A 21,487-nucleotide genomic window follows, 5' to 3' on the forward strand; every position below is an offset into this window, starting at 1 on the left:
GGCAGAAGGAAATACTGATGTCAAAACGCGACTATTACGATGTGCTCGGCGTATCCAAGGGTGCATCAGCGGACGAGATCAAGAAAGGCTTTCGCAAGAAGGCCAAAGAATTGCATCCCGACCGCAACAAGGACAATCCGGAGTCAGAGGCACAGTTCAAAGAAGCGAACGAGGCCTATGACGTCCTGAAAGATGCTGAACGCAAGGCGGCTTATGACAGGTTCGGTCATGCCGCATTCGAAAATGGCATGGGCGGCGGTGGCCGACCTGGCGCTGGCTTTGGTCAGGGCGACTTTTCCAGTGCATTCTCGGATGTGTTCGACGACCTGTTCGGCGATTTCATGGGTGGCCAACGGAGCGGGGGCGGTGGACGTCGTGCCGCACGCGGTTCGGATCTGCGCTATAACCTGCGCGTCTCGCTGGAAGAGGCGTATTCAGGTCAGCAGAAAACCATCAATGTCCCGGCAGCGGTTGCCTGTTCGTCCTGCGACGGATCCGGGGCTGAAGGCGGTGTTGAGCCCACCACCTGTCCGACCTGTTCGGGTATGGGCAAGGTGCGTGCGCAACAAGGCTTTTTCACAGTAGAACGCAGCTGTCCGACCTGTTCGGGCCTGGGTCAAATCGTCAAGAACCCCTGCAAATCCTGTCAGGGTGCGGGCCGTGTTGAAAAAGAACGCGCTTTGTCCGTTAACATTCCAGCCGGTGTCGAAACCGGCACGCGCATTCGTCTGGCCGGTGAAGGCGAGGCTGGAATGCGCGGTGGCCCTCCGGGTGATCTATACATCTTTGTAGAGGTCTCAGATCACAGGCTGTTCGAGCGTGACAGCGTGAACCTCTATTGCCGCGTGCCGGTCAGCATGGCCAAAGCCGCGCTTGGTGGTTCGATCGAAGTTCCAACCATCGACGGTGGCCGCGGGCGTGTGCAGATTCCAGCGGGCAGCCAATCGGGTCGCCAGATGCGCCTGCGCGGCAAGGGCATGCCAGCCCTACGCGGTGGCGGTGTTGGAGATATGTTCATTGAGCTGGCCGTGGAAACTCCGGTAAACCTCACCAGCCGCCAGAAAGAGCTGCTGCGCGAGTTCGACGACCTGGGTGAAGATAATCACCCGGAATCCAACAGCTTTTTCTCCTCCGTCAAATCCTTCTGGGACGGGATGAAGGGCTGAAGTCTTTTCCCAAAAAGGGGGCGCTGCCCCCCATGACTCCCCCGAGGTATTTAGGGCCAGATGAAGCAGGTGATCCGCATTTCATCTGGCTAAAAATACCTCGGAGCGCGAGGCAGCGCCTCGCAAATCTTCGCTTGATTATTGTCGCCGCGCCTGAAATGGTCCGCGCAACCGTTGGGGTGCCTTGTTCGCAAGGCTGAGAGGTGCTGCTGCATCAACCCATCGAACCTGATCCGGGCAATACCGGCGGAGGGAACGGTCTTATGAATACAGACGTTTTCCCTGCCCCGTTGCCCCTAGAAGATGGAGCAACGACATGGCGGCAATTGCCCTGACCATTGCAGGGTCCGACAGCGGAGGCGGGGCCGGAATTCAGGCGGACCTCAAGGCGATGTCGGCGCTGGGCGTTTATGGGGCCAGCGTTATTACGGCGGTGACTGCGCAAAACACCCTGGCCGTGACAGCCGTTCATGGCATTCCTCTGAGTGTGATCCGCGCGCAAATCGACGCCGTGCTGAACGATCTGGATGTCGGGGCGATCAAGATCGGCATGCTGGCAACACCCGAGATTATCGAGACCGTTGCAGATGCCCTGTCGGGCTATGCCGGGCCCATAGTTTTGGACCCTGTCATGATAGCGAAATCCGGGGATGCATTGCTGGCGGGTGACGCAATCCGGACCCTTATGGACCTTCTGATACCACGCGCGACTGTTCTGACGCCCAATTTGCCCGAGGCTGCGCGCCTGCTTGGACAGTCCGAAGCGCAGTCTCCGGATGAAATGGTGGTTCAGGGACAGGCCCTTTGCGCAAAGGGGGCCGCGTCTGTTTTGATGAAAGGCGGGCATAGTCAGGGCGAGATATGTCATGATCTGTTGGTCGACGGTTCGGGATTGGTGGATGAATTCACAGCGCAGCGCCGGAACACAAAGAACACCCACGGGACTGGGTGTACATTGTCCTCGTCAATTTCCGCCGGGTTGGCCAAAGGTCTGAGCTTGCGGGATTCCGTGGCAGAGGCACATGCTTATTTGCAAGGCGCTATCGCCCAGGCTGATGGGCTGTGCGTGGGCCGGGGCCATGGTCCGGTGCATCATTTCCATCGGGTCTGGCCGGCGTGACGATCTGGTCTGTCATAGGGGCAGGAGTGGCCGGTTTGGCTGTTGCGTCCGAATTGGCTCATCGCGGCGCACGGGTGCAAGTCTTTGACCCCGCCGGCCTGCCGGGTCCGCATAGCTGTTCTTGGTGGGCCGGGGGAATGCTGGCCCCGTGGTGCGAGTTCGAAAATGCCGAAGAGCCGGTCTTGCGCCTGGGGCAGGGTGCTTTTGACTGGTGGGCGACCCGGACCAAGGTTCATCAGCACGGTACTTTGGTCGTTTGCGGTGCGCGCGACTTGCCGGATTTGCGTCGGTTTGGTCGTCGAACGCAGGGGTATCATGAGGTAGATCAGCAGGAGCTAGCCGCATTAGAGCCTGATCTACATGGTTTCGGCAACGGTCTGTATTTCAAGGACGAAGCCCATATAGACCCACGCAAGGCGCTGCAGGATGTGTTCGACGATCTTATCGCGCGGGGCGTTGCCTTTCATCGCGAACCCGCCCCTGCTGGGTTGGAGAACGCGATTGACTGCCGTGGTCTTCAGGCGCGGGACGCCTTGTCTGATCTTCGGGGCGTAAAGGGTGAGATGCTGGTGATCCGCTGCCCTGATGTGACGCTGACCCGGCCCGTGCGCCTGTTGCATCCCCGGATGCCGCTTTACATCGTGCCGCGTGGCGATGGCATCTACATGCTGGGCGCGACGATGATTGAATCCGAGGATAAAACCCGCATCACCGCGCGCTCGATGCTGGAACTGCTCAGCGCGGCCTATGCGTTGAACCCCGCTTTTGGCGAGGCCGAGGTGCTAGAGATCGGCGTCGATCTGCGCCCGGCCTTTCCCGACAATCTGCCTCGGATCCGGCGTCGGGGCGGGACGATTTACGCCAACGGGCTGTACCGCCACGGGTATCTGCTGGCACCGGCGCTGGCCCAGGGCGTTGCCGATCTGGCGCTTGAACACAAACATTCGGAGATGGTCGATGAAGATCGTGCTTAATGGCGAGCCGCGCGAGGTGCGGGCCGAGACCTTATCGGAATTGCTGATGGAATGCGGCTACTCGGGCCGTGTCGCCACTGCGGTGAACGAAGATTTCGTGCCCTCGGGGCTGCGTGTTGCCCATGCTTTGGTTGAAGGGGATCGGATCGAAATCGTCGCGCCGATGCAGGGGGGCTGAGGATGAAATCCTTTTACGGAACCACATTGGCCAACCCGCTGATGCTGGGCACGGCGCAATATCCCAGCCCAGCTATTCTGGAGCAGGCCTTTCGCGAAAGCGGGGCGGGTGTTGCCACGGTCTCGCTTCGCCGTGAATCCGGGGCGGGGCAAGCATTCTGGCAGATGATCCGCGATCTGGGCGTGTTGGTGCTGCCCAACACCGCCGGATGCCACACGGTCAAAGAGGCGGTGACCACCGCCCATATGGCGCGTGAGGTCTTTGATACCAAGTGGATCAAGCTGGAACTGATCGGCCATACCGACAGCCTGCAGCCGGATGTGTTCCAGCTGGTCGAAGCCGCGCGCATTCTGACCAGCGACGGGTTTCAGGTCTTTCCCTATACGACCGACGATCTGATTGTTGGCGAACGGCTGCTTGCCGCCGGGTGTGAGGTGCTGATGCCATGGGGCGCGCCGATCGGGTCAGGGCGGGGGCTGAACAATGAATATGCCCTGCGGGCGATGCGGGCAGAGTTCCCGGATGTGCCCTTGGTGATTGACGCGGGCATCGGCCTGCCCAGCCACGCCGCCCACGCGATGGAGCTGGGTTATGACGCTGTACTGCTGAACACTGCTGTGGCCCGCGCCGGGGACCCCGTTTTGATGGCCCGCGCAATGGCCCGCGCGATCGAGGCCGGGCAACTGGCCCATCAGGCCGACCCGATCGAGGCGCGCGATATGGCGGAACCTTCGACCCCGGTTATTGGAAAGGCATTTCTGTCATGACACTCGACCGGTTTTATCCGATCTTCGATCATTCGGACTGGCTGCGCCGGATGCTGCCGCTGGGCATCAAGTTGGTACAGCTGAGGGTCAAGGACCAGCCCATGGATGTGGTGCGTGACCAGATTGCCAAGTCGCGTGACCTGTGCCGCGCAAATGGGACAGTTCTGGTGGTCAATGACTATTGGCAGGCGGCCATCGACGCCGGCTGTGACTGGGTGCATTTGGGGCAAGAGGATCTGGACGAGGCCGATCTGACTGCCATCCGCAAGGCGGGTTTGAAACTGGGCGTGTCCACCCATGATGATGATGAGTTAGAGCGCGTGCTGGCCATGGACCCCGACTATGTGGCGCTTGGCCCGGTCTATCCCACCATCCTGAAAAAGATGAAATGGCAGCAGCAGGGTCTGCCCCGCGTCACAGAATGGAAAGCGCGCGTTGGTGATACTCTACTGGTTGGCATCGGCGGGATGAGCGTCGAGCGTGCACCGGGTGTCCTGCAGGCTGGGGCGGATATCGTCTCGGTCGTGACCGATATTACCCTGAATACCGACCCCGAAGCGCGTCTGCGTCAATGGATCGAGGTCACCAGATGAGCCGATATGCCCGTCAGACGCTGTTGCCAGAGGTAGGGGCCAAAGGGCAGGCGCGCCTGTCTTCGGCACGTGTGCTGGTGGTGGGCGCGGGCGGGTTGGCCGCCCCGGTCCTGCCGCTGCTGGCCGGGGCCGGGATCGGGCAGATCACGATCCTGGATGGGGATCAGGTTGAGCTGTCCAACCTGCATCGGCAGACCTTGTTTACTGAAACGGATTGCGGACATCCCAAAGCCGAGCGAGCGGCGGCACGGTGCACGGCGATCAATAGGGACATAGACGTCAGCGGCAGAAAACAGGCTCTAACAAGTGAAAATGCCGGTAATCTGGTCGCTCAGGCGGATGTGATCCTGGATTGCGCAGACAGCTATGCGGCCAGCTATATCCTCTCGGACACTTGCTTGGCGCAGGGCAAGCCGCTGATCAGCGCCTCGGTGCTTGGGCTGTCGGGCTATGTCGGCGGTTTCTGCGGCGGCGCGCCGTCATTGCGCGCGCTGTTTCCCGACGCGCCGGACAGCGGGGCAAGCTGCGCCACCGCTGGTGTTCTGGGCCCGGTCGTCGGGACGATTGGCGCGATGCAGGCGCAGATGGCGCTGAACCTGATCCTTGGGCTGACGCCCTCGGTGCTGGGTCAGATGGTTCAGTACGATGGTCGGACACTCCGCAGCACGGCCTTCCGCTTTGACGATGCGCCCGAACCGAACAGCTGTTTCCGGTTTCTCTCGGCCGGGCAGCTGACGACAGATGACCATATCATCGAGCTGCGCAGCGCCGAGGAATCCCCGCGCCCGGTACATCCTGACGCGCAACGGATATCGCCGGATGATCTGAGCGATATCGACCCTAATAAGGGTAAAAGACTGGCATTGTGCTGTGCTACCGGATTGCGCGCCTGGCGCGCTGCCGAACGAATTCAACCGAATTGGCCGGGCGAGATTGTTCTTGTCGCAGCCTCAACTTCGTGAACAGAAGGAACCGCGAAACATGAAGAAACTGATCGCTGCAATCGCCCTGCTGGCTGCCGCGCCGGCCTGGGCCGAGGATAAGATGACCGTCTTGTTGGATTGGTTTGTGAACCCTGACCATGGTCCAATTATCGTCGCACAGGAAAACGGCTATTTCGCCGACCAGGGGCTTGAGGTTGAAATCATTCCGCCCGCGGACCCCTCCGCGCCGCCGCGTCTGGTGGCCGCTGGTCAGGCCGATCTGGCAGTGTCCTACCAGCCTCAGCTGCATCTGCAAATCCATGAGGGCTTGCCGCTGAAACGGGTCGGCACGCTGGTTGCCACCCCGCTGAACTGCCTGCTGGTGCTGGATGATGGCCCGATCAAGTCGCTGGCCGATCTGCGGGGCAAGAAAATCGGTTTCTCGGTCGCCGGTGTCGAAGAGGCGATCCTGACAACCCTTCTGGGTCAGCATGATATCGGTCTGGATGAGATTGAGATGGTCAACGTCAACTTCTCGCTGTCGCCTTCGCTGATGACCGGTCAGGTGGATGCAGTTATCGGGGCGTTCCGGAATTTTGAGCTGAACCAGATGGATATCGAAGGTGTCGCGGGTCGCTGTTTCTATATCGAAGAGGAAGGCATCCCACCCTATGACGAGCTGATTTATGTCGCCAATCCCGATACGATGGATGCCGACAAAATCGCCCGTTTCTTGGCCGCGACCGAGAAAGCGACCCAGTATATCGTCAACAACCCGGAAAAAAGCTGGGAAATCTTCGCGGCCACCTCGACCGAGCTGAAGGATGAGCTGAATGCCCGTGCCTGGGTCGACACGCTGCCCCGGTTCGCGCTGCGTCCGGCGGCGTTTGATGCGGGTCGCTATGCGCGGTTCGAGGAGTTCCTGAAGAACAGCGGCATGATCGACAGCCTGAACCCGGTCAGCGACATTGCCATCGATGTGACCGCGCAATGAGCAATTACGGCAAAGCTTTCGCATTAATGCGGGATGCCGCGCAGGGGCCGTGGCGGGATTACACTCGCCACACCTTTGTGGAAGGGATGAAAGACGGAACGCTGCCGCGCGCGGCGTTCCTGCACTACCTGCGACAGGACTATGTGTTCCTGATCCATTTTTCCCGTGCTTGGGCACTGGCGGTTGTTAAGTCCGAGACTCATTCGGAAATGCTGACCGCCGTGGCCACGGTAAATGCGTTGGTCGCCGAGGAAATGCAGCTGCATATCGGTATCTGTGAGGCGGCTGGGATTTCCCATGAGGAGCTGTTCGCAACCCCTGAACGCGCCGAAAACCTGGCCTATACACGCTTTGTGCTTGAGGCCGGGTATAGCGGTGATTTGCTGGACCTGCTGGCGGCTCTGACCCCTTGTGTGATGGGCTATGGCGAAATCGGCACGCGGTTGGCCTCTGAAGCTACATCCGAGGTCTATCGTGATTGGATCAATACCTATGCCAGCGACGACTACCAGGGCGCATGCAAAGCGGTCGGAGAACTGTTCGATCAGGCTCTAACACGGCGTATTGGTGAGGACTTTGCAGCCTCGCCGCGCTGGGATCGCCTGTGCCAGACCTTCCGCACGGCAACCGAGCTAGAAGTCAACTTCTGGCAAATGGGCCTGACCCCATGACCCCGGCGCCCGATCTGAGCATCAAAGGTACGGCCACGATTGACGGAACGACCCTGTTCGCGCCGCTCACCCTGACCCTTGGGGCCGGGCAGTGGACTTGCCTGCTGGGCGGATCGGGCGTCGGTAAAACCACAATTCTACGTCTGATTGCCGGGCTTGATACAGGTGCCGTGTTCACCGGGCAGATCACCGCCGGCGATGGTGCTCCGATGCAGGACCGCGTGGCCTATATGGCGCAGGATGATCTGCTGCTGCCCTGGGCAACGGTCGCACAGAATGTCTCGTTAGGTGCGCGGCTTCGGGGCAAGTCGGTCGATCTGGAGCGGCGCAACCGTCTGATTCAGCGCATGCGATTGCAGGATCATATGACCAAGAAACCCGCCGAACTGTCGGGCGGCCAACGCCAACGCGTCGCTTTAGCCCGCACGCTCATGGAGGATCGCCCGATTGTTCTGCTGGATGAGCCGTTCTCGGCGCTGGATGCCCGCACTCGGGCCGATATGCAGGACTTGGCGGTCGAGGCGTTGCAGGGCCGGACCGTTTTGCTGGTGACACATGACCCGGGTGAGGCCGCCCGGCTGGGCCAGTCCATCATGGTGATGACACAGCAGGGCCTGACCCCCTGTGAGCCGCCGCATGCACCTGCCCCGCGCCATGTGGACGACCTTGAGACGCTTGAGACGCAAGGTGCGCTGTTGCGCTTGCTGCGCGAGGCGGTCGCATGAAATATCTCTCAGCCCTTGCAGCCACCGTGTTTGCGATTGCGATCTGGCAGGGGATCGTCTGGACGACCGGCTTGCCTAAGTTCATCCTGCCAAGCCCCGCCGTGGTGGCCGAGACCTGGTGGCAGAACCGTTGGTTGATCGCCGAACACACTTGGATCACTGCGGTTGAAGTGGTGATTGGACTGGCCTTCGGGACGGTTCTGGGTGTGGTTACGGCGCTGCAACTGGCCAATTCGCGGGCGGCGCGAGTTCTGGTGCAGCCGATGCTGGTGTTCACGCAGGCTCTGCCGGTTTTCGCGCTGGCCCCGTTGCTGACGCTTTGGCTGGGCTATGGTCTGTGGTCCAAGGTCGCGATGGCGGTGCTGATCATCTATTTCCCGATCACCTCGTCTTTCTTCGATGGGCTGATGCGGACGCCGCAGGGCTATCTGGACCTTGCGCGCACGATGCAGGCCAGTCCGCGTGCAGTGCTGTGGTATATCCGCATTCCGGCGGCGATGCCCTCGCTGGCGTCGGGGATGAGGCTGGCCGCCGTCTATGCGCCGATCGGGGCGGTGATTGGTGAATGGGTCGGCTCGTCGCAAGGGTTGGGATATTTGATGCTGTTGGCCAATGGCCGTGCAAAGACCGATCTGATGTTCGCCGCGATGCTGACCTTGGGAGTGTTTTCCATCGTGTTGCATATGGTTGTCCGCCGCGCCACTGCCCGCATGGCAGGTGAGGTGCGTTAACCATCTGGAAACCGATTCTGCGTCAGGCTGAGAGCATGACACAGGACGCCTTTTCCGAAGCCCCAATGCTGTTCGATACAGACGAAGCCCCCGTGCAGCCGCTGCCGACGGGTCGGTTACCCTCCTACATCAAAGATCATCGCAAGCGGCTGCGCGAACGGTTCCTGTCTGGCGGGTCCGCCGCCATGCCGGATTATGAGCTGTTGGAACTGGTCCTGTTCCGTTCAATCCCCCGGCAGGATGTGAAACCGCTGGCGCGTGCGCTGATGGATACGTTCGGCGATTTCAATCGGGTGCTGACCGCCCCAGAGGAACGGTTGTGTCAAATCAAAGGTGTCGGGGATACTGTGATCACTGATCTGAAAATCCTTGAGGCCTGCGCCCATCGTATGGCCCGCGCGCGGGTGATGCGGCGACATGTGATTTCCGGATGGGACGCATTGCTGGACTATTGCCACACCACCATGGCCCATCGTGAGACCGAACAATTCCGTGTGTTCTATCTGGATCGCAAAAACGTGCTGATCGCTGATGAGGAACAGGCCAAGGGCACGGTGGATCATGTCCCTGTCTATCCGCGCGAGGTTGCCAAACGGGCGCTGGAGCTGAATGCCTCGGCGTTGATACTGGTGCATAACCATCCGTCAGGTGACCCGACCCCGTCGCAATCGGATATCGACATGACCAACCGAATTCAGGATGCCTGCCTGGCACTGGGCCTGACGCTGCATGACCATCTGATCATTGGAAAGTCGAACGAGTTGAGCTTCAGGTCCGAAGGCTATCTATGAGTGCTATTGAACCCAGACCTCGACCCGGCGGTTGACCTTTCGGCCCCATTCCGTGTCGTCGCAGGCCATGGGCATGGCCTCGCCAAATGCGTCGACCGTGATTTCGACGCTGTCCCCGATAGCGGTTTCAATCTCGGCCAATACGGCATTGCGAACGGTTTTTGCCCGCAACAATGCGATCCGCGCATTGGTTGACGCTGCCCCTTCGCCATCGCTGAAGCCGACAAACCTAAGCTTTCGGGCATCGAGGGTCCCGGATTCCAAAAGAAGGGCAAGATGTCGGATATTGGACCGTGACTGCGCATCCGGGCGCGAGGAACCGGGCTCGAACCGGAAGGACAGTGATAGGCGGGACATGGGTCTGAAAATCTCGACCAGCCGCTGAAGTTCCTCTAAACCAACTTCTGATCCGCCCGACGCGATCGCATTGGCAAGTCGATCCCCTTGCACCCCAAGACCCATAGTCTCGGGAGTTTGATCGACAAAGCCAGCCTCGCGTATTGCCATCTGCGCCTCGGCTCCCTGGGTGTAGGCCAGGAATTGACGTGCAAAACGCGGCAATCGCCGGTCCGGTAGGTATAGAAACATAGGCGAGGTCAGCGGATAATCTTCGGTCTTGATTGACTGCCGAGTTGCCGCCAGCGCATGACCGCATCCGCCGGTCAAAGGCAGGGCACGCGCGGTGCTGGCTTCGGCTTGGCTTGCGACACCTATTGAAAAGGGATCCGCAGCAACGGAACGCACCAGATCAGTACTGCGGTTATGCCGAATGGCTGCCTCGGAAAGGGCTGTGCCGGAGGGTCCCAGAAGCCTGTCTTCGACATTCTGGGCCAGACCCGAACCGGCTTCCGGAAGGTGCAGTGAAATTGGCGCATCGGGTCCGCCCAACTCGGCCCAACTCGTAATCTCGCCCGAAAACACCCGGGTTAATTCCGCAAGCGAGATTTGCTGTAACGGGTTCGAGTTGGCAACGATTGGTACCAAAGCGTCAAGCGCGATGACGCGGGCCCGGCGGGTGCGGGTCAGATCGCCAAGGCCTACCGCTTGTGCGGCTTGCTCCTCTTCGGGTCGGATTTCGCGCAACGCCAGAACAATATCAGCCTGGTTTTCTGCCTGCGCCCTAAATCCGCGCTCAGTGTTCCCTGCGTCAAAGAAGAACCGACCAAGCGGTGCTGCCCGCCCGGGTTGGTGCAGTTCGTAAGAAAATGTGTTGGCGGTCAGCCTGTTTGGGGTCGCCGACAACCCTTGCTGCTGTGCGAAGCCAACAATCAGCGCTGGTAGAACCTTTTCCGCCATGACCGAAGATCCGGCAAATCGGATTTCAGCCACAAAATCGGTCAGGCTTGGGCAGGCAGGTCCGGTACAGGTCACACCGGACCCATCAACTGTCAGCGTGCCGAATTGTGTTGCCACGCGATAGAACTCGCCGTCAAATCCCAGCAGGTCACCGGTGACTTCAACCTTGCCGTCATGCGACATAAGCGAGATGTCTTGCGCCTGTGCGCCCGAAGCGATTGTAACGGAAGCCAGTGCAGCCGCTGCCACACGAAAGAATGTCATAAGATGCCCGAGCCTGCCTGCGGATTTAGTTTGCGGCGATTGTCAGGTCTTGGAAGAGATTATTCAACACCAGAAACTCTCCGGTGCGGGAGCATTCAGGAAAACTCAGCGTCCTGTCTTTTGATCTCAACCGATCATCCCGCAATTCAAGCGACTGGATGTTCAGGTCGCGCCCGCAATTTTCTGAAGTCACCTCGGTTTCGACAGTGATTTCTATCGACCCGTTTTGGTTGGAAAGACCAGCAGGGAACGAATAGATTTCGATGTTTTTCATGTCCCCGGTTCCGGTATTGCCCAGACGCACTACCTGTCCGGCGCCTTCGGTCGGGGTCTCGGCCGAGACATGGCCATTGCCGCCATAGATGGCCCCGAATTCCAGCGCATGAATTTGCAGGTCAGTTTCACCCTGCCATTGCAGGGCAATGCGTTCGTAATTGGCAATGTCAGCGATATGGGTGGTTGCGACTGTTCCATGCTGGTCTTCAAACGAGATCAGAAAGATCGCATATTCTGACAGGGCCGGGATTGTCATGTCCATGCGCCCTACTGCGTCGGTGCGCTGTGTGACTGTCAGACCGCTATGGTGAATTTCCACGGATTCATTACTGTGGCAGGGGGCGTTGACGACCAGCCGGGCGGCAGCACCGGGAACGGCAGTAGCGCGCGCACTGAGGGTGCAGTCAACGGAATTGACAGGTTCTGATCGACTGGATTCGATAAAACGGTTGTCGGACCCGGTCTCTTCGCTTGTTCCGTGAACCGGCGCAGATGAGGTCAGAACGACTTCGCTTAACCCGGGGATGATTGAAGCCTGATCTGTAACTGATGCCACATCAACAGAAGCCCGCTCCCCTCGCGGTTGCGCAGGGGTTCCGTTCTGCATGAGGTAGCCAATAGCCAATGCACAAGCAACGGTGCCGCCAGTGGTTACGTAGTTCTTAATTACAAACAAGACACCCTCCCCAGTTGAAGGAGCGATTCGCACCCTGCAGTTGAATCACGGCTAATATGTGGCCGTGAGGCGGACTCATTGTGTCTCGATTGTGGTGACGTCAGGTCAACCGGCCATGGCAATGCTTAAACTTCTTGCCTGAACCGCAGGGGCACTTGTCGTTGCGCGACGGGTTTCCCCAAGTTGCCGGGTCGTCTTCGACAAATCCAGGCCGCGCATCACCCGAGGCTTCGGCCTCGGCCACCGCTTCGGCGTGACCAGTGGCCTGATCTACCGCCTGCTGCGCCCGTGCCTGCTGCGCTTGCATCTGGGTCAGCATTTCGCGCTGCTCCTCTTCGGTCAGCGGTCGCACGCGGGACAGCTGCTGGGTCACGGTTTCGCGCAACGAATCCAGCATGGATTCGAACAGCTGGAAGCTTTCGTTCTTGTATTCGTTCAGCGGGTCGCGCTGGGCATAGCCGCGGAAGCCCACGACCGAGCGCAGATGTTCCAGCGTCAGCAGATGTTCGCGCCATTTGCTGTCGATCGTGTTCAGCAAGACCTGCTTTTCGATGTTGCGCATGTTCTCGGGGCCGAACGCGGCCACTTTTTGCGCCATCATCTCGTCAGCGGCGTTGATCAGCCGTTCGCGCACCTGCTCGTCATCCACGCCTTCCTCAGCGGCCCAATCCTGAACCGGGGCGTCAATGGTCAATTTTTCCTTGACCGCTGCGTGCAAACCCTCGGTATCCCACTGATCAGCATAGGATTTCGGCGGCATATATTCGTCGATCAGATCGTCGATCACCTGTTCACGCATGTCTGATACGATTTCGGACAGATCGTCGGCGGACATGATTTCGCGCCGTTGGCTGAATACCACCTTACGCTGGTCGTTCATCACATCGTCGAATTTCAGGACGTTCTTGCGCATGTCAAAGTTGCGACCTTCGACCTTGGATTGCGCCCGCTCCAGCGATTTGTTCACCCAAGGGTGGACGATGGCCTCACCTTCTTTCATGCCCAGCGTGGTCAGAACCTTGTCCAACCGTTCCGAGCCGAAGATGCGCATTAGGTCGTCTTCGAGGCTGAGGTAAAACACGGTGCGGCCCGGATCACCCTGACGGCCGGACCGGCCCCGCAGCTGGTTGTCGATACGGCGGCTCTCGTGCCGTTCGGACGCCATGACATACAGCCCACCGGCAGCCAGGACCTTTTCTTTTTCTTCAGCATGGCGGGCTTCTTCCGCGGCACGCAGCTCGGCCGGATCTGCCTCGGGGTTTTCGGCCAGCGCCTGCAGAACCTTCATTTCCACATTGCCGCCCAGCTGAATATCAGTACCGCGACCGGCCATGTTGGTGGCGATGGTTACTGCGCCATATCGGCCCGCATCGGCAACGATCTGCGCCTCTTGCTCGTGTTGGCGGGCATTCAGAACATTGTGCTGGATACCCTCTTTGGTGAGCATCTGGCTGAGCAATTCGGACTTTTCGATGGACGTGGTGCCCAGAAGGACCGGTTGTCCGTTTTTCTGGGCTTCCTTTGTCTCATCGATCATGGCGCCGTATTTTTCGGCCGCGGTACGAAAGACCTGATCGTCCTCATCCAGACGCGCGATCGGTTTGTTGGTTGGTACTTCGACAACGCCCAGACCGTAGATTTCGGCAAATTCCTCAGCCTCGGTCAGCGCGGTGCCGGTCATGCCGCCCAGCTTGTCATACAGGCGGAAGTAGTTTTGGAACGTCACGCTGGCCAATGTTACGTTTTCGGGCTGGATCTGCACGTTTTCCTTGGCTTCGATGGCCTGATGAAGACCTTCCGACAGGCGACGACCTGGCATCATGCGACCGGTGAACTCATCAATCAGAACGACATTGCCGTCCCGCACGATGTAATCTTTGTCACGTGTAAACAGCTTATGCGCGCGCAAGCCCTGGTTCACGTGGTGAACGACTGTGGTGCTTTCAGGATCATACAGCGAATGGTCTTCTGGGATCAGGCCGTTGGCAATCAACTGTTGCTCCAGAAACTCGTTACCTTCATCCGTGAAGGTCACGTTCCGGGACTTTTCGTCCAGCGTGAAGTGATCTTCTCCCAATGATGGGATTAGCGCATCAATCGCGGTATACAGGTCCGACCGGTCCTCGGAGGGCCCCGAAATGACCAGCGGCGTCCGCGCCTCGTCAATCAGGATCGAGTCGACCTCATCCACGATCGCGAAATTGTGGTGTTTCTGGTAAATTTGATCCAGTTCCGCCTTCATATTATCGCGCAGATAATCAAATCCCAGCTCATTGTTGGTGGCATAGGTCACGTCACAGGCATAAGCAGCCTTTTTCTCGGCATCGGGCTGACCTGACCAGATGACACCGGTGGTCATGCCCACGGCGGCAAACACCTTGCCCATCCATTCCGAGTCGCGCTTGGCCAGGTATTCGTTCACTGTGACCACATGCACGCCTTTACCGGTCAGCGCGTTCAGATAGGCGGGGAGGGTCGCAACCAATGTCTTGCCTTCACCCGTTTTCATCTCGGAAATATTGCCCTGATGCAGGAAGGCGCCGCCCATCAACTGCACATCAAAGGCACGCAGGCCCAGCGCGCGTTTTGCCCCTTCGCGTACGTTGGCAAACGCCTCGGGCAGCAGATCATCCAGGCTTTCGCCTTCCAACGCACGTTTGCGCAGCTCGGCGGTCTTTGCGATCAGGCCGTCATCCGACAGATTCTCGAACTCGGGTTCCAGCGCGTTGATCTGTTCGATCAGGGGGCGGGTCGCCTTGATCTTGCGGTCGTTCGGTGTTCCGAACACCTTTTTGGCGAGCGTTCCGAGTCCCAGCATGTTCACTCCAGCGGATCTGTTCTTGTCTTGGTTTTGACAGGCTTGCCCACCTTGCGCGCAACCCATAGATACGGGGGGTGAAAGGCGGCCCTGTCCAAGGCTTCAAAGCGATGTAAGCGGCAGGTTCCAGAGTGTCAACGCTGCGCCCTGCCGTGGCAAAGAAATAGGATGATTCCATGCCCAAAGGCCTCACTTTTCTGCCATCGCTGGCCCTTGCAACGGTGATGGCGCTGCCATTGGCCGCCGAAACCAAGCCCGATGCCAGCACGGTGGTCGCCCGCGTAAACGGCGAAGAAATCACTCTGGCGCATGTGATCGCAACAGTTGCGACACTGCCCCCCAACTATCAGCAGGTCGAAGATGATGTTCTGTATGATTTCATCATCGAACAGCTGATTCAGCAGCAGTTGCTGGGCCAGGAGCAAGAAGGGCTGAGCAATCTGAACGCCTTGGCCATCGAGAACGAGACGCGGTCGTTGCTGGCGGTTCAGACCGTAAATGCCCTGATCGACGAAGTTGTAACGGCAGAAACCATTCAGACCGCCTATGATGCGCGCTTTGCCGAGTTTGAAGGCGAAGATGAGTTTAATGCCAGCCATATTCTGGTCGAGACCGAGGATGAGGCCAAAGACCTTAAGGCTCAGTTGGATGATGGCGCCGACTTTGCCGAGCTGGCCAAAGAAAAATCAACTGGTCCTTCCGGCCCGAATGGCGGGGTGCTGGGTTGGTTCGGCAAGGGGCAGATGGTTCCCGAGTTTGAAACCGCCGTTGTCGCGCTTGAGAAGGATCAGGTGTCGGACCCGGTGCAGACACAGTTCGGCTGGCACGTGATCATTCTGAATGACAAGCGCAAATCCGAAGCGCCCGCACTTGATGCGGTACGCGACGAGCTGGCACAGGATCTGCAAAGTGAAGCTATTCAGGCCCGTATCGGCGAATTGACCCAGGCTGCACAGATCGAACGTCCTGCGCTCGAAGATGTGACCCCGGGCATCGTGCGTCAGTTGGACCTGATTCAGGAGTAACCCCGTGGCCTCGATCACCAAAGTCTCTCCGCTGGCCCCGGCGGCGTTTCCCGAATTGCCCGCGATTGACGGTGTGCGCTTTGCGACCGTCGAAGCCGGCGTACGCTATCAAGGCCGCACTGATGTGATGCTGGCGGTCCTGGATCCGGGCACATCAGTGGCTGGGGTCTTTACCCGCTCTGCCACACGCGCGGCACCCGTGCTGGATTGTCAGGAAAAGATCGGCGGGCCAAGTGACGGGCCGGCGGCGATCCTTGTGAATTCGGGCAATGCCAATGCATTTACCGGGCATTATGGCCAAAGCTCGGTCGCCGAGGTGACGCAAGCAGTGTCCAAGACCACAGGCGTACCGGTCGAACGGGTTTTTACCTCGTCAACTGGTGTGATCGGTGAACCCTTGCCGCATGACCGCATCGTGGCGCAGCTTGAGGCCCTGAAATCCGGACTCAGTCGCCACGCAATTGAAGATGCAGCGCGGGCCATCATGACCACGGATACCTTTCCGAAAGGAGCTTCGGCGCAGGTCGAGATTGATGGGAAAACGGTCTCTATTGCGGGGATTTCCAAGGGTTCTGGCATGATCGCGCCTGATATGGCGACGATGCTGGTTTATATCTTCACCGACGCCCAGGTCGAGCAATCCGCGCTGCAGCAGATGCTGGGTGTGCAAACCGACCGCACTTTCAACTGCATCACCGTCGACAGCGACACTTCGACGTCGGACAGCCTGCTGCTGTGTGCTACTGGGGCTTCGGGGGTGGATGCGACAGACAATGCCGCCTTTGCCGAGGCTTTGGAAACCGTGATGCTGGACCTTGCCCAACAAGTGGTACGCGATGGCGAGGGCGCCACGAAATTCGTAGAAATTCGTGTGACCGGGGCCGTCACCGATGCCGACGCCAAGGTGCATGGATTGGCGATTGCCAATTCACCACTGATAAAAACCGCCATTGCGGGCGAAGACCCGAATTGGGGCCGCGTCGTCATGGCCATCGGAAAATCGGGTGCAGCTGCCGACCGTGACCTGCTGAGCATTTCTTTCGGAGACATCCTTGTGGCCGAAAAAGGTTGGGTCAGTCCCGATTACCGCGAGGAAGACGCCGCCGAATACATGAAAGCTCAGGACCTTGTAATCGGCGTCGATCTAGGGCTGGGCGCGGGTAAATCCACCGTTTGGACCTGCGACCTGACCCATGGCTATATCGAGATCAACGCGGATTACCGGTCGTGAAAACAGTTCTGGTTTCTGCGGTCGCCCTGATAGACATTGAGGGCCGGGTGCTGCTGGCGCAGCGCCCCGAAGGTAAATCCATGGCGGGCCTGTGGGAGTTTCCCGGCGGCAAGATCGAACCCGGCGAAACACCCGAGGCCGCCCTGATCCGCGAGCTGGAAGAAGAGCTGGGCATCAACACCTGGGCCTCATGCCTCGCCCCGCTGACCTTCGCCAGCCACAGCTATGATGATTTCCACCTGTTGATGCCGCTGTTTGCCTGCCGCAAATGGGAAGGCATTCCACAATCGAAGGAAGGACAGGCGCTGAAATGGGTGCGTGCGAATGATCTGCGCAGTTACCCGATGCCTGCGGCAGATGTGCCGTTGATCCCGATTTTGCGGGATTGGCTTTAGGGTCCCGGTTCGATCTTGTCTGGACGCTGGAATTCAGCGCGCGATTTAAACCTATTGCAGCGCTTAGGCGCAGGCAAGAAACGGAAAAGCGCACGAGCGCAATCGCTTGAAAAGTAGGGAGATGTTTGGAGTTTGGTGCCCAGGAGAGGACTCGAACCTCCACGTCCATACGGACACTAGCACCTGAAGCTAGCGCGTCTACCAATTCCGCCACCTGGGCAGGTGTCGTGGAGGGGCGTTTAAGCCTACTGGCGGAAGGCGTCAACCGGATTCGGAAAGTTTTTTGAAAGTTTTTTAACCACTGCTTTCGAGCGTCTGTGCCGCGTTGCTTTTTCGTGGCTGCGCGGCGTTATTGCGCCTTGTTTGAAAGGGCATTGGGCGGTAGATCGGATCAGGACCCAATAGCAGGAGCCCTCAAATGTCCAAACTGGTCACGATTTATGGCGGATCCGGATTTGTTGGCCGGTATATTGCGCGACGTCTGGCGAATGAAGGCTGGCGCGTTCGGGTTGCGGTGCGCCGTCCGAACGAAGCGATGTTTGTTAGACCCTACGGTGCGGTGGGGCAAGTCGAACCTGTCCTGTGTAACATCCGCGATGACGCTTCGGTTGCTTTGGCGATGCGGGGGGCTGATGCGGTGGTCAACTGTGTTGGTGTGTTGAACGAGATTGGCCGGAATGAATTCGATACCGTTCAAACCGAAGGGGCTGAACGCGTTGCGCGTCTAGCCGCCGCTGAAGGTGTAACCCGTATGGTCCATATTTCGGCCATTGGTGCTGATGCCGAGGCGGGGAGCGAATATTCTCGTACCAAAGCGCAAGGCGAGGCCGGTATTCTGGCGCATATGCCGGGTGCAATGATCCTGCGCCCTTCGGTGATTTTCGGAACCGAGGATCAGTTCTTCAACCGTTTCGCTGCGATGACCCGGATGGGGCCATTTCTGCCGCTAGTCGGGGCCCAGACGCAATTTCAGCCGGTCTATGTGGATGATGTCGCTAAGGCTGCGGTGCAGGGCGTGCTGGGGCAGGCCAGCGGGGGTGTCTACGAACTGGGCGGACCCGAAGTGAAAACCTTCCGTGCGTTGATGCTGCAAATGCTGGATGTGATCAACCGCCACCGGATTATCCTTGGGATTCCCTTTTGGGTGGCCCGGATCATGGCGGGAATGCTGGACATAATGAAATTTGCGAGCTTTCAGTTGTTTCCGAACAATATCCTGACGCGTGATCAGCTCAAGAATCTGCGTCACGACAATGTTGCCTCAGATAGCGCGCTTGGCTTTGCCGATCTGGGGATCGAGCCGGCGACGCTGGAATCGGTCCTGCCGGATTATCTGTGGAAGTTCCGCCCCTCGGGTCAGTATGACGACATACAGAACTCGGCCAGCAATATGCGGACCTGATCAGCTGTAGGCGATGACCAGAAGGATTGCGCCCACTACTACGCGGTAGATCACGTATGGCGTAAAGCTGACGCTGCGCAACAGGCGCATCATCAGCGACAAGGCAAGCAGCGCGGACAGAAACGCAAAGAACGCAGCAACAGCACTGTCGAACGCCAGTTGGGCATTTGCCTGGCGGATGACCTCTGTGGACAGCAGCGCTCCGGATGCCAGAATCGTGGGTATGGACATCAACATCGCGATGCGTGCACCGTCTTCGCGGCTGTATCCAAGCTGGCGCGCCCCGGTGATCGTGATCCCGGACCGGGATGTTCCGGGGATCAGCGCCAGGACTTGCCACAGGCCCATGATCATCGCATCGCGCAGGCCCCAGTCAGAGGTTTCTTTGCTTTGCGGCCCTTTCTGGTCCATCCAGTAGAGCAATATGCCGAACCCCAGCATCGTCCAGCCGATGACCGTCATTGAGCGCAGAGACTGGCTGAGCCCGGTTTTGAACAGGATCGCTCCGACAATGACGGTTGGGATCGTGGCCAGAATCAGCCCCAGGGCCAATCGGGCTTGTGGTGTATCGGTGCGCCCCAAAAGAGCCTGCGGCAGTCCGGAAATCGCCATTTTCACATCAGACCAGAAATACAGAATTACGGCGCCCAGAGTGCCCACATGCACAGCGACATCGATGGCCAACCCCTGATCGTCCATACCGGTCAGGCTGGGTAAAAGTATCAGATGACCCGAAGATGAGATCGGCAGAAATTCGGTAATTCCCTGAATGACTGCTGCAAGAATCAACTGAAAAAGACTCATTTACCTGCCCGTGCTGCCGTCACGTGTTCTTTGTGATCCCTGCGTATAAGCGCGGTAAGGAAAAGAAAAGGATGCAAATAGGTCCGAATCGGAACTAAAATCCTGTATTTCTCACTGGCCATCGGTGGAATCTCGCAAAGTTTTTGAAAAAAGGTCAGTATACTTGACTTTTAATCCCCCTACGCATCTTTTAAAGAGGCGCGACCAAGCCAATTCATGGAGTCTGACCCGTGGCCAAGCAACCGATGCTGAAATTTGTGCAGATCGACCGAGTAATGCCGGAAAAACGGGCCGCAGATGCCCGCACGGAAGACTTTGACGAAATCTATGCCGAATTCGCTGCTGCCAAAGCTGAAGAACAGGCCAGCCGCTGCAGCCAATGCGGTGTGCCTTATTGTCAGTCGCATTGCCCGCTGCACAACAACATCCCCGACTGGCTGAACCTGACCGCAACGGGCCGTCTGGAAGAGGCCTATCATACCAGTCAGGCCACCAACACCTTCCCCGAGATTTGTGGGCGCATCTGCCCACAGGACCGCCTGTGTGAAGGGAATTGCGTGATCGAACAATCCGGGCACGGCACTGTTACCATTGGCTCGATCGAGAAATATATCACCGACACAGCCTGGGAAAAGGGATGGGTCAAGCCGGTCGTACCGGGTGCTGAGCGCCGCGAAAGCGTCGGCATCATCGGCGGCGGCCCTGGTGGACTGGCAGCGGCGGACATGCTGCGCCGTGCGGGTATTCAGGTCTCCGTGTATGATCGCCATGACCGGGCAGGCGGACTGCTGATGTATGGAATTCCGGGTTTTAAGCTGGAAAAAGACGTTGTTCAGCGCCGCAATGACCTGTTGGCTGATGGCGGGGTTGAGTTTGTTCTGAATTGCGACGTCGATGCCGCCAAGTTCGAAGAAATCCGCGCCAAGCATGATGCGGTGATCATTGCGACAGGCGTGTACAAATCGCGTGATCTGTCCATGCCTGGCAGCGGTTTGACGGGTATTGAAAAGGCCATCGACTTCCTGACAGCCTCGAACCGCAAAAGCTTTGGCGACGAGGTCGAAGATTTCGACAATGGCCGTTTGAATGCCGAAGGCAAAAAAGTTGTCGTGATCGGTGGCGGTGATACCGCGATGGATTGCGTGCGGACTTCGATCCGTCAGGGTGCGACCTCGGTCAAATGCCTGTATCGCCGCGACCGCGCGAACATGCCCGGATCACAGCGCGAAACGCAGAATGCCGAGGAAGAAGGCGTCGTATTCGAATGGCTAAGCGCGCCAAAGGGCTTTACCGGCGATGATCAGGTTTCCGGCGTTTTGGTCCAGAAGATGCGTCTGGGTCAGCCCGATGCCACCGGCCGTCAGGCCCCCGAGTTGATCGAAGGCGCGGATTATGTCGAAGACGCTGATCTGGTGATCAAGGCGCTGGGGTTCGAGCCCGAAGACCTGCCCACCCTGTTTGGCCAGCCTGACCTGCCCGTGACCCGCTGGGGCACTGTAAAAGCAGCATTCGAGACCGGCGAGACCGAGATGGACGGTGTCTATGCCATCGGTGACATCGTGCGCGGTGCCTCGCTGGTGGTCTGGGCGATCCGCGATGGGCGCGACTGCGCCGACGCGATCCTTGACCGTTTCAACAACACGGCTGCGGTTGCAGCCGAATAAGCC

21 protein-coding genes, 1 tRNA gene and 1 riboswitch are annotated in these 21,487 nt (G+C 58.8%); of the genes, 17 read left to right on the plus strand and 5 right to left on the minus strand.

Going from position 1 to position 21,487, the window contains the following annotated elements; all coding sequences use genetic code 11:
- The first annotated feature begins 17 nt into the window (after positions 1–17).
- The 12 genes from dnaJ (at position 18) to radC (ending at position 9,633) form a co-directional block, all read left to right on the plus strand.
- Positions 18–1,166, plus strand: coding sequence for a molecular chaperone DnaJ (gene dnaJ / locus AC2FIC_RS18440; protein WP_496692623.1), 1,149 nt, complete (start codon positions 18–20; stop codon positions 1,164–1,166).
- 165 nt (positions 1,167–1,331) lie between these two features.
- A riboswitch (TPP riboswitch) is annotated at positions 1,332–1,438 on the plus strand.
- A gap of 44 nt (positions 1,439–1,482) precedes the next feature.
- Positions 1,483–2,286, plus strand: a complete 804-nt coding sequence (gene thiD / locus AC2FIC_RS18445; protein WP_496692624.1) for a bifunctional hydroxymethylpyrimidine kinase/phosphomethylpyrimidine kinase — start codon at positions 1,483–1,485, stop codon at positions 2,284–2,286.
- On the plus strand, positions 2,283–3,260 hold the full coding sequence (locus tag AC2FIC_RS18450; RefSeq protein ID WP_496692663.1) for an FAD-dependent oxidoreductase: 978 nt from the start codon (positions 2,283–2,285) through the stop codon (positions 3,258–3,260). The genes thiD and AC2FIC_RS18450 overlap by 4 nt, the downstream gene beginning before the upstream one ends.
- Entirely contained in the window at positions 3,244–3,438 is a 195-nt protein-coding gene (gene thiS / locus AC2FIC_RS18455) for a sulfur carrier protein ThiS (RefSeq protein WP_142637341.1), read from the plus strand. The genes AC2FIC_RS18450 and thiS overlap by 17 nt, the downstream gene beginning before the upstream one ends.
- 2 nt (positions 3,439–3,440) lie before the next feature.
- Positions 3,441–4,205 carry a thiazole synthase gene (locus tag AC2FIC_RS18460; protein WP_142637339.1) on the plus strand — a complete coding sequence of 255 codons (765 nt, stop codon included), beginning with the start codon at positions 3,441–3,443 and terminating at the stop codon, positions 4,203–4,205.
- The gene (locus AC2FIC_RS18465; RefSeq protein WP_142637337.1) at positions 4,202–4,798 is read left to right on the plus strand and encodes a thiamine phosphate synthase; all 597 of its coding nucleotides are present in this window, start codon (positions 4,202–4,204) and stop codon (positions 4,796–4,798) included. The genes AC2FIC_RS18460 and AC2FIC_RS18465 overlap by 4 nt, the downstream gene beginning before the upstream one ends.
- Positions 4,795–5,760, plus strand: a complete 966-nt coding sequence (locus tag AC2FIC_RS18470) for a thiazole biosynthesis adenylyltransferase ThiF (protein WP_142637335.1) — start codon at positions 4,795–4,797, stop codon at positions 5,758–5,760. The genes AC2FIC_RS18465 and AC2FIC_RS18470 overlap by 4 nt, the downstream gene beginning before the upstream one ends.
- 19 nt (positions 5,761–5,779) lie before the next feature.
- Positions 5,780–6,715 (plus strand): ABC transporter substrate-binding protein, encoded by a 936-nt coding sequence (locus AC2FIC_RS18475; protein WP_142637333.1) that lies wholly within the window; start codon positions 5,780–5,782, stop codon positions 6,713–6,715.
- Positions 6,712–7,386 (plus strand): thiaminase II, encoded by a 675-nt coding sequence (gene tenA / locus AC2FIC_RS18480; RefSeq protein ID WP_185956696.1) that lies wholly within the window; start codon positions 6,712–6,714, stop codon positions 7,384–7,386. Before AC2FIC_RS18475 ends, tenA begins: the two co-directional genes overlap by 4 nt.
- Complete coding sequence (locus AC2FIC_RS18485; RefSeq protein ID WP_496692625.1) at positions 7,383–8,111, plus strand: ABC transporter ATP-binding protein; 729 nt, start codon at positions 7,383–7,385, stop codon at positions 8,109–8,111. Before tenA ends, AC2FIC_RS18485 begins: the two co-directional genes overlap by 4 nt.
- Positions 8,108–8,842, plus strand: a complete 735-nt coding sequence (locus tag AC2FIC_RS18490; RefSeq protein WP_271950546.1) for an ABC transporter permease — start codon at positions 8,108–8,110, stop codon at positions 8,840–8,842. The genes AC2FIC_RS18485 and AC2FIC_RS18490 overlap by 4 nt, the downstream gene beginning before the upstream one ends.
- 35 nt (positions 8,843–8,877) lie before the next feature.
- The gene (radC, locus tag AC2FIC_RS18495; protein WP_496692626.1) at positions 8,878–9,633 is read left to right on the plus strand and encodes a RadC family protein; all 756 of its coding nucleotides are present in this window, start codon (positions 8,878–8,880) and stop codon (positions 9,631–9,633) included.
- A gap of 3 nt (positions 9,634–9,636) precedes the next feature.
- Here radC and AC2FIC_RS18500 read toward each other — a convergent pair whose 3' ends face one another.
- The 3 genes from AC2FIC_RS18500 to secA all read right to left on the minus strand — a co-directional run bounded on the left by AC2FIC_RS18500 (position 9,637) and on the right by secA (position 14,963).
- Complete coding sequence (locus AC2FIC_RS18500) at positions 9,637–11,193, minus strand: phosphate ABC transporter substrate-binding/OmpA family protein (protein ID WP_496692627.1); 1,557 nt, start codon at positions 11,191–11,193, stop codon at positions 9,637–9,639.
- 25 nt (positions 11,194–11,218) lie between these two features.
- Positions 11,219–12,145 (minus strand): hypothetical protein, encoded by a 927-nt coding sequence (locus AC2FIC_RS18505; RefSeq protein ID WP_496692628.1) that lies wholly within the window; start codon positions 12,143–12,145, stop codon positions 11,219–11,221.
- Positions 12,146–12,245: 100 nt separating this feature from the next.
- On the minus strand, positions 12,246–14,963 hold the full coding sequence (gene secA / locus AC2FIC_RS18510) for a preprotein translocase subunit SecA (RefSeq protein WP_496692629.1): 2,718 nt from the start codon (positions 14,961–14,963) through the stop codon (positions 12,246–12,248).
- A gap of 176 nt (positions 14,964–15,139) precedes the next feature.
- On the opposite strand from secA, the gene AC2FIC_RS18515 reads away from it, so the two are divergent.
- From AC2FIC_RS18515 to mutT, 3 genes are read left to right on the plus strand one after another with little or no spacing between them, the layout of a single operon-like run.
- Entirely contained in the window at positions 15,140–15,988 is an 849-nt protein-coding gene (locus AC2FIC_RS18515) for a peptidylprolyl isomerase (protein ID WP_142637319.1), read from the plus strand.
- A 4-nt stretch (positions 15,989–15,992) separates the two neighbouring features.
- A complete protein-coding gene (gene argJ, locus AC2FIC_RS18520; protein WP_496692630.1) occupies positions 15,993–17,219 on the plus strand; it encodes a bifunctional glutamate N-acetyltransferase/amino-acid acetyltransferase ArgJ in 1,227 nt (408 codons plus the stop codon).
- Positions 17,216–17,614 (plus strand): 8-oxo-dGTP diphosphatase MutT, encoded by a 399-nt coding sequence (mutT, locus tag AC2FIC_RS18525; RefSeq protein ID WP_496692631.1) that lies wholly within the window; start codon positions 17,216–17,218, stop codon positions 17,612–17,614. The genes argJ and mutT overlap by 4 nt, the downstream gene beginning before the upstream one ends.
- Before the next feature lie 133 nt (positions 17,615–17,747).
- Here the strand turns inward: mutT and AC2FIC_RS18530 are convergent.
- A tRNA-Leu gene (locus AC2FIC_RS18530) sits at positions 17,748–17,834 on the minus strand.
- Between the two features lie 198 nt (positions 17,835–18,032).
- Here AC2FIC_RS18530 and AC2FIC_RS18535 point away from each other — a divergent pair.
- The gene (locus AC2FIC_RS18535; protein WP_496692632.1) at positions 18,033–19,016 is read left to right on the plus strand and encodes a complex I NDUFA9 subunit family protein; all 984 of its coding nucleotides are present in this window, start codon (positions 18,033–18,035) and stop codon (positions 19,014–19,016) included.
- On the opposite strand, the gene AC2FIC_RS18540 is transcribed toward AC2FIC_RS18535, so the two are convergent.
- Entirely contained in the window at positions 19,017–19,820 is an 804-nt protein-coding gene (locus tag AC2FIC_RS18540; protein ID WP_142640289.1) for an undecaprenyl-diphosphate phosphatase, read from the minus strand. It abuts the gene before it with no gap.
- A gap of 230 nt (positions 19,821–20,050) precedes the next feature.
- Here AC2FIC_RS18540 and AC2FIC_RS18545 point away from each other — a divergent pair, with 230 nt between their 5' ends.
- The gene (locus AC2FIC_RS18545) at positions 20,051–21,484 is read left to right on the plus strand and encodes an NAD(P)-dependent oxidoreductase (RefSeq protein ID WP_496692633.1); all 1,434 of its coding nucleotides are present in this window, start codon (positions 20,051–20,053) and stop codon (positions 21,482–21,484) included.
- Positions 21,485–21,487 lie beyond the last annotated feature (3 nt).

The sequence above is a fragment of the Ruegeria sp. CDSC079 genome, from assembly GCF_059610505.1.